Source organism: Oceanicaulis sp. UBA2681, assembly GCF_002354675.1.
Classification (GTDB): Bacteria; Pseudomonadota; Alphaproteobacteria; order Caulobacterales; family Maricaulaceae; genus Oceanicaulis; species Oceanicaulis alexandrii.
In genome coordinates, this window is sequence record NZ_DEMB01000007.1 from 123167 (window position 1) to 130643 (window position 7477).

Annotated in this window: 8 protein-coding genes and 1 tRNA gene; 3 read left to right on the forward strand and 6 right to left on the reverse strand. The window is 58.1% G+C overall.

The genetic code is table 11. From position 1 onward, the window contains the following. Both B3M53_RS05125 and B3M53_RS05130 read left to right on the forward strand, forming a co-directional pair. Window positions 1-1074, forward strand: a 1074-nt coding sequence (locus B3M53_RS05125) for a methyl-accepting chemotaxis protein (protein ID WP_286799716.1), incomplete at its 5' end; no start/stop codon positions are given. 171 nt (window positions 1075-1245) lie between these two features. Then, window positions 1246-1322: transfer RNA gene (locus tag B3M53_RS05130), tRNA-Arg, on the forward strand. Between the two features lie 230 nt (window positions 1323-1552). On the opposite strand, the gene B3M53_RS05135 is transcribed toward B3M53_RS05130, so the two are convergent. The 5 genes from B3M53_RS05135 to B3M53_RS05155 form a co-directional block, all read right to left on the reverse strand. Continuing rightward, window positions 1553-1693: a hypothetical protein gene (locus B3M53_RS05135; protein WP_273146872.1), complete on the reverse strand. Its 141-nt coding sequence runs from the start codon at window positions 1691-1693 to the stop codon at window positions 1553-1555. A 439-nt stretch (window positions 1694-2132) separates the two neighbouring features. Then, entirely contained in the window at window positions 2133-2597 is a 465-nt protein-coding gene (locus B3M53_RS05140) for a hypothetical protein (RefSeq protein ID WP_273146874.1), read from the reverse strand. A 680-nt stretch (window positions 2598-3277) separates the two neighbouring features. Continuing rightward, window positions 3278-4285, reverse strand: coding sequence for a hypothetical protein (locus B3M53_RS05145; RefSeq protein ID WP_273146876.1), 1008 nt, complete (start codon window positions 4283-4285; stop codon window positions 3278-3280). Further along, window positions 4282-4518: a hypothetical protein gene (locus B3M53_RS05150; protein WP_286799717.1), complete on the reverse strand. Its 237-nt coding sequence runs from the start codon at window positions 4516-4518 to the stop codon at window positions 4282-4284. The genes B3M53_RS05145 and B3M53_RS05150 overlap by 4 nt, the downstream gene beginning before the upstream one ends. A 234-nt stretch (window positions 4519-4752) precedes the next feature. Continuing rightward, the gene (locus tag B3M53_RS05155) at window positions 4753-5685 is read right to left on the reverse strand and encodes a hypothetical protein (RefSeq protein WP_286799718.1); all 933 of its coding nucleotides are present in this window, start codon (window positions 5683-5685) and stop codon (window positions 4753-4755) included. A gap of 136 nt (window positions 5686-5821) precedes the next feature. Between B3M53_RS05155 and B3M53_RS05160 the strand changes: the two genes are divergently transcribed. Next, window positions 5822-6949: a tyrosine-type recombinase/integrase gene (locus B3M53_RS05160; RefSeq protein ID WP_273146880.1), complete on the forward strand. Its 1128-nt coding sequence runs from the start codon at window positions 5822-5824 to the stop codon at window positions 6947-6949. 207 nt (window positions 6950-7156) lie between these two features. On the opposite strand, the gene B3M53_RS05165 is transcribed toward B3M53_RS05160, so the two are convergent. Next, on the reverse strand, window positions 7157-7477 hold a 321-nt coding region (locus B3M53_RS05165), incomplete at its 5' end, for an RNA polymerase sigma factor (protein WP_286799719.1).

The window sequence follows — 7477 nt, forward strand, 5'->3', positions numbered from 1 at the left end:
GGGGTCGCCTTCGGCTTTGGCCGGGCGGTCAGCCAGTCGGTGAAAAAGATCGCGAACGCCACACAGAAACTGGCGGGCGGCGACTTCGCGGTCGAAGTGGCTTCTCTCAAGCGCGCAGACGAACTCGGTTCGATCGTTGAATCGCTTGAGACCTTCCGCAATAGCGGTCAGGAAGCCTTCAAGCTGCAAGAAGAGCGTCAACGCGCAACCGAGGCCGAGGCTGAACGCGCACGCAAGATTGAAACCCTGGCGGCTGATTTTGACTCTGCAGTGGAACGCACGCTGGAAGCGGTGACCATGTCCGCCAGCGCGCTGCAGGAGACCGCTGAAGTGCTGGTTGGCGCGTCCGCCAACACCACCAGCCGCGCAGGCGAAGTGTCCGGCGCCGGCGCCGTGGCGTCCCAAGCTGTGGCCACGGTGGCCTCGGCGGCTGAAGAACTCTCCGCCTCGGTCTCCGAGATCGCGGCCCAGGTCGAACGTTCGAGCGATGTGTCGGGCCAGGCCAAGGACCGGATGGAGCGCGCTTCCTCCGAGATGACCCAACTGACCAGCGCCGCCAATGAAATCGACCAGGTGGTCAAGCTGATCTCCGACATCGCCGAGCAGACCAATCTGCTGGCCCTGAACGCCACCATCGAGGCGGCCCGCGCCGGCGAAGCCGGCAAGGGCTTCGCTGTGGTGGCCAGTGAAGTGAAGACGCTGGCCGAACAGACCGGCCGGGCGACCGGGCAGATCTCCAATCAGATCACCCAGATCCAGTCCGCCACCGGCGCCGTGGAAAGCGCCATGGATGAAGTGCGCGGCGTGATCGAGGAAATGTTGAACGTGGCCTCGGCCATCAATGCGGCCATTGACGAGCAGCGGGCAGCGTCTAACGAGATCGCCAGCTCGGCGCAGAGCGCAGCGTCTGAAACCCAGCGCGTGTCCGCCAATATCGAACAGGTCAGCCGCTCTGCGGACGAGACCAGCGGTCAGGCCGGCACCGTGCAGGAAACCGCCGCCACTGTCCGCCAGGAAGCGGGCGGGCTGGCCAGCCGGGTGCGCGAATTCCTCTCCGCTGTCCGCGCAGCGTAAGGCTTTTCAGCGGGCCGGTCGCAGTGAAGAGACCCCAGGTCTCAGCTGCGGCCGGCCCGTTTGCAGTAAAGGTGAGAAAAGCGCAGTCAGGACGCTTGCCAAGGCCAAATCCCTTGGCTAGTTTCCGCGCCTCGCCGACAGGGACGCAACGCGCTCCCGCAAGCGACACAGGCGCCGGTAGCTCAGCTGGATAGAGCACCAGACTACGAATCTGGGGGTCGGGAGTTCGAATCTTCCCCGGCGCGCCATTCTTCCCTAAATAAAATCAAACGCTTATCGCGTTGCGATGCCCGTTGGGGATGTGGAGCGCTACCTGCTGCAGAGTGCTGCACGGTTCCACACGATTCCAACGACTTACACGCGTCGACGGCTGCTCCGTGCTGCACGGATGCTGCATGGAATGGTGTGATTAGCTTGCGCGCAAAACTATTTCAGCGCGCCTCTCGTCTGCGAAAAAGCGCTAATTGCAGACAGGCCATTATAAGTCTCGCAGGAACTCTCCAATTTCGGGAAGCCTGTAAGGCGCTTGCAATCTCAGCGCAATCATCGCGCCGTTGCCGATGGAGGAGCCATCTTCAGGGGTCAGGGAATAGATCAGGCTGGCCAGGTTATCAGTCATGTGGTCTGCGGACTCGCGAATTGGGTGTTTTCAGGGACCCTATCGCGCGAAATCTTGGTTTGCACGTCGATTTCGGTTTGTTGCCGCGCCATGTGTCAGCGTGGCCAATGGTCAGCCTCAGCGCGGAGTTAAAGGACTATGCGATTCCCGAGTGTGTGGGCGACAATAACGACGCGACGTTACGATAAAGCGCTTTGTGACGCGTGAATGCGCATCACAGCAATCTAGAAAACAGACTTACACACCTTTGACCCTCGCTAGAGGCTCACAGGGTGCATGCCGCGGTTTGCTATTCAGACCAGCTGGTGACTTCAAAATGCGCGCCCAAGATCAGCAGGGTGCGAGTGGCGATGCTGCTGGTTGCCGAGGAGTGCCGAAAGCGGAGAAAAAACCGATACTTCTATACAACTTTCCTCAGCTTCCGGCCTTGTAATCCCCTTTAGTCCTCCCTGAACAGCTCCGCCCGCCTTGTCGGGCCGATCAGCATCAGCGACAGGATGTGCTTTTCGTCGTCGGTCAGGTGTTCGCACGTTAGGCCGCCTCCTCGGACAGCTTCAACCAGCTTGTACTCGGCGGGCGTGACGATCCGCGAAAGCATCTCCCTGTAGGGCTTTGCCTTCATGCGCTTCTCCTGCGCGTATTGTTCTACCCACATCGGAAAGAGCTGTTCCAACGGCGTGTTCGTGAGCTGGGCGATCCGCTTCAGCGCGTGAAGCGGGATGGGGGCCTTTCCGGTCTTCCACATTGCGCAGATGTTGGCGCGTTTATAGCCAAGCTCTGTGGCGATCTCGTCGTTTGCTAGGCCCGACCGCTCGTTCAGGTTCTCGTTCAGCCATTCGGCGAGCGCAGAGCTCGCATCAACGTCATTGATGTCTTGATGGCGATCTAAATTGGAGTTTCTCATGTTTTCCTTCAGCTTTAAATAGAAACGCGTAAATTTGCGTCGCGAAGGAAAGTGTATTCATAGTAATGTGAATGTCTCTTGGGAAATCTATATTTTGCTAATTCCCAAATTTCGCTCTCAGATGGCCGCTGAGAGCAATTCTTTGCTTCGGGTAGGTATGTCTATCCGGGGCGGAGAACGCGTCTCTGTGAGCTTCTGAGGGGCGAATGGCGGCATTTTAAGGGGCCACGCTCTGATTTCAGGTTTTTCCGCTCGATGCGTTCGCGTTCCTGGCCGTGGATGCAAGCTCACAAAGCCTCGATGCCGGGCAGGTCATGGCGCTCCTGTTTGTCATAGATATTCTGAACGAAGCTCTGGCAGCCGGAGACCGGGAGGGTGAACAGGAGAGCCAAGAGCGCTGCAATGCGAATGAGGTGTTTTCTTCTCTGGTTTGACCGAATGCCATGACCGGATATGTCTCGACCGGAGGGATGGCTTAGTATTGCGCCTTGTAAAGAAGAGTCAGTGTTGGGTGGATAAGGCCGGTACCGAATCTGGCCTCGTTTATTATATAATAAATTATAAATATAATTATAGTAATTATTATATATAATATAATACTATATATAAGAAGAAGCTTTTTCGGTACCGTTTTTGATCTCCATGGAGGTGTGCGGAGGGCATTTCACCCTCCGCTTTTTTTACACATCTTCTCCGGCCTCGCGAAGTATGTTCAGAGCATTCAAGGCTCCTTGCACGGTGCTGCGGCAAGACTGCATAGTTCGGCTATCACCGGAGATGGTGGCGTAAGCTTTGGCGACCTCTGCGACGAAGCCCCTTTTGTCGGGTGACTTTCCAGCCAACACAACAGTCTTTTCCGCTTTCCATACCGCACAGGTCCGGTCGAACTGGTCAGTCAGTGCGCGGCGGGTCGAGGCATTGCGAACCCAGCCAGACGACGCAAGGAGGGTGAGCTTCTGCTCGATCTCCTTGGATTCAAATTCAGCTGCGGCTTTGTCTAGGGACTGCGCCACCAGCGCCTGAAACTGGTCCTTACGCTTCTGCCGCTCAATGCTGGATGCAAGCTTGTGTTCGAGCGCATCTTCTTCGATCTTTTGCCGCCACCGCGCTTGGACTTCAACGTCGCGACGAAGGCGCCAGTCTCCGAGCTGGGGCTCCCAGCCGCGAAGGATGGAAATAGCCCCGAGAGCACCGGCATTGATAGGATTGAACCGACCGTTCTCGTCCAGCAGTTCGTCGAACTGCTGGCGCCCTCCAAAGGTTAGCCGAGCATCGACAACGTCTTGGCAGGTGACCCTATGTCTACAATCGTCGCATTTCCACTTCCGCTTGGCGAACCGCGGCAGCCCGAAGCAATCACGAGCACGTGGCGGCGCATGGACCAGATCGCCATTCCTGTCGATCCAGCTGCTCGCGCGTTCACGCTTCAGCTTCGCCTCCATATCCGTTTCCTGCTGCGGCAGCCCATCTTCGCCAAGGGGAACTTTTAAGGCCTTCAGAAGCCAGTGAGCGCGTTCCTTCGTATTGATCGCCGTACCAGCGACCACCACTTGATCATTGTCACGCATGAAGCGCTCATGAGCGCCCCCTTTCGGCGGCCTCTCTTCAATGAACGGCTGGTTAGGGCGTAGTTGCTCATGGATGCGGCGACGGGTCGTGCGAATCCGCTCTATCAGGTCGAGACTCATGCCGCACCTCCTTCCTTGTACCCTTGCAGTCCGGAGGCGAGTTCTTCGAGGTGTCCGTCGAGCAAGCGCTTCGAAGCAAACAGCTTCCCGCAAGAGCGCCCGATGGGCAGCTCGCCACGTTCTTCTGCGTAACGGACCTGACGCTCAGACAGGCCGAGATACTCGGCTATAGCCTTAGCGCCCCAGAGATAGTCGCTGCCACCGCACAAGGCCTGGGACAGTTCAGTAGTCATTGTCATGATCATCAGGTGACCTCCCCCTCGTGAGCGGTATGGTCTTGATGATTGATCGACGCCAATTGGAGATCGCGGGCCGGGTGGGGGACAAGGTTGAGGAGAGCGGCGATGTACTCACCGTCGATGATTTTCTTGTTTAGCATTTGAGTTTTGAAGCTCCCTTCATAATGGTTTTCAGATAGGTTTGATCCTTGCGCGAGTTCTTTTCAGAGCGTCAAGGCGGTAGGTAACTTATTGTTCTTCAACCTCCTTTCTGTTGCGGTGGATAAAGCGGCGCAGTGGCTCGGCTAAGTTGAGTTCGATGCGGACCGCCGCATGCTTGCGAGCGGTCTGCGCCTCGTCCCAGCGCGAGTCTGTGAAGGTGTAGAAAAACGTACCCTCGTCCGTCCGATGTCTCTGGTAGGCGTGCAGAAGCCAGTCGAGGTCGAAATTCGCGGACCGAAGCGAGCGGATGTCGGCGAGCAAAAGCCAGCCGTCTCCAGGCAGTAGCTTTTCGCTGTTCTTACCAAGCTCAGGCTCGCCAAGACTGTCCGGGAGATCGCGTACTCGCGCAAAAAGCCAGCGTCGGTCGATTAGAAGAAGCCGGGCGTCCTGGGAGCGATCAGCACCAATCTGGCTCGCAGGCGCTGCAGAGATTCCCTGCTTTGCTTCCCGTCGCGCAGCGGCATCACCGCTGTCGAGGCCGAACCAGTAGAGCACATAATCGACCCATTGCTCTGCGAGGCTGATCGCCAGCGGTATCGGATCGCCGTTTTCATCGAGTTGCGGTCCAGGCACGGCCGCAAGCAGATCAGCAAGCCGCAGGAACGAGAGGTCGGCGAAATCCGCCAACGTCATAACCATCTCGGCCTTGAGCAGTTGATCCAGCTCCCACAGCCGCATCCAGCCGCGTACCGGCGTGTAGGTGTCTAGGTCGATCTTGCGAGACTTCTGGCAAGTGATCCATCCTGCGCTCTGAAGGTGCTTGAGCGCCGCCTCGGTCGCGAACCGAGACAGGGTTCCGCCACCGTGAGCGATTGCCTTGCCCTTGCGCGTCGCCACATCCTTTAGCGGTGCGCCGGTCGCCTCGTCATCGGTCAAGAATTGACGCTCACGCCAGTCCAGCCGTAGCTGGTCCGCCACCCAGTCGGGATCGGAAAATTTCTCTCTGTCCAGCAAACTCATCTTGACGCCTCTCATAGACAATGGAATGTATCCGCGTGCCCACCGGACTGTTCGATGGGCGGCGCGGGAATGTATGCCTAACATTGTTATCTGCGTCAATAGGAAATCAACGCTGACTGACAATAAGGAACAATTGATGGCAGTTTATTCGATCACCACCCCCGCTGGTGCGAAACGCTGGACGGCGAAGTACAAGGACACTCAGGGCAAATGGCGATACAAAAACTTCGGACGGAAAAAAGAGGCGCAAGCCTTTCTAGAAGAGGTTAGCCGCCAGCTTGGCGAGGGCACGTTCGTCCACGACAAGGCCACCTGTACCGTCACCGAGGCAGCAGACTTGCATCTTGGAAGCGCTTCGGTCCGCGCGCTCGAACCGGGCACGCAGGACCAGTACGAGCAGCACGTCCGGCTCTACATAAAACCGCACCTCGGCCACGTGCTGTTGACCAAGCTCACCGAGCCGATGATCCAAGAATTTCTAGACGACGTCGTCGAAGAGCGGTCGGCGGCCATGGCCAAACGCGTGCTTGGCACGCTGAACCGGGTGATCAAGGAAGCGCAGCGCCGTAACCTCGTGGGTCGTAACATCATAGCCGACAAGTCGATCAAGGCTCCGCGCGCCGAACCGTATGTAAAGCGGATGCCGGAGCGACATGAGTTGAGCGGTTTACTCGCGAACACGGATGACCAGGGGCAAGTCCTTCTGATGGCCGCGATGCTGACCGGCATGCGATTGGGCGAACTGCGCGCTCTGACATGGGATGATGTCCGCTTTGATAACCGCATCATCCGCGTGCGCAAGGCCAGCCGCTCAGACGGATCAGTGAAGGGCACGAAGTCGGCTAGCGGCTATCGAGACATCCCGATCAGTGGTGTCCTCGGTCTCGAGCTAAAAAAGTGGCGACTGCAGTGCCCGGTCGGAGGCAAGGGCCTCGTCTTCCCGAACGGCAACGGGAATGTCGAAAGTGGTTCGAACATCAGGCAACGTGTCTTCATTCCGGCGATGAGGGCTATCGGCCTGACGACCGAGGTCGTTGGCAACACCGGCAGAAAGGTCGAGAAGCCCGCTTTTCGTTTCCACGATCTGCGTCACGCAGCTGCTGCGCTCTTCATCGAGCAGGGCATGGGGCCCAAGCGCATCCAGGAGTTGATGGGCCACAGCTCCATTCAGGTCACGTTCGACATCTACGGCTATCTTTTCCGCGATCCGGAGGCCGACGCCGCAGCGGTTGATGCGATCTCGGCGAAGCTCTTTGAAGGCTGATCGACCCCATATGGGTCAAATCGATTTCAGGGGTGGCTTACACCCGAAGGACCGGGCTCTTTGAGCCGGGTTTCTTTTGCGATTGTTTATAGTCCGGCTGCGCGGAGTGTCAGAAAAGAGCTGCGGCGTGCAACGAAATTTGCTAGCGAGGACGCGAGGGTCTCTTCAGCGGCCGTTGAATGCGACCCCGAACCGCACAAGGGCTAATCAATTTCTGCGGATCAGCGCTGCGGTTAATCTCTTTCTCGCCCGGTATAGCCTGTTCTCCACCGCCTTCTCCGTAAGGCCGAGTTCTTTGGCGGCTTCGGCCATAGTGAGCCCCTCGAAGGCGGTGAGGATGAGCGGGGTCTTTAACCCATCTGGTAGAGCACTGATCGCCGTCTTCGCCCGCTTGAGCTGGTCTCGGTCGGCCGTTGCGCGTTCCGGGTCGGCGGTGTCTTGCGGCGCGTCCCATTCTGCGCCGGAACTGGTCACCGGACTGAGGCTGATCCAGCGGCGCACGCGCGCCTTTCGCTGTTCGTCGCGGCA

Coding starts and splice junctions, on each gene's coding strand:
- B3M53_RS05135 (WP_273146872.1), bottom strand. CDS start 1,693: ATGACTGATAACCTGGCCAGCCTGATCTATTCCCTGACCCCTGAAGAT.
- B3M53_RS05140 (WP_273146874.1), bottom strand. CDS start 2,597: ATGAGAAACTCCAATTTAGATCGCCATCAAGACATCAATGACGTTGAT.
- B3M53_RS05145 (WP_273146876.1), bottom strand. CDS start 4,285: ATGAGTCTCGACCTGATAGAGCGGATTCGCACGACCCGTCGCCGCATC.
- B3M53_RS05150 (WP_286799717.1), bottom strand. CDS start 4,518: ATGACTACTGAACTGTCCCAGGCCTTGTGCGGTGGCAGCGACTATCTC.
- B3M53_RS05155 (WP_286799718.1), bottom strand. CDS start 5,685: ATGAGTTTGCTGGACAGAGAGAAATTTTCCGATCCCGACTGGGTGGCG.
- B3M53_RS05160 (WP_273146880.1), top strand. CDS start 5,822: ATGGCAGTTTATTCGATCACCACCCCCGCTGGTGCGAAACGCTGGACG.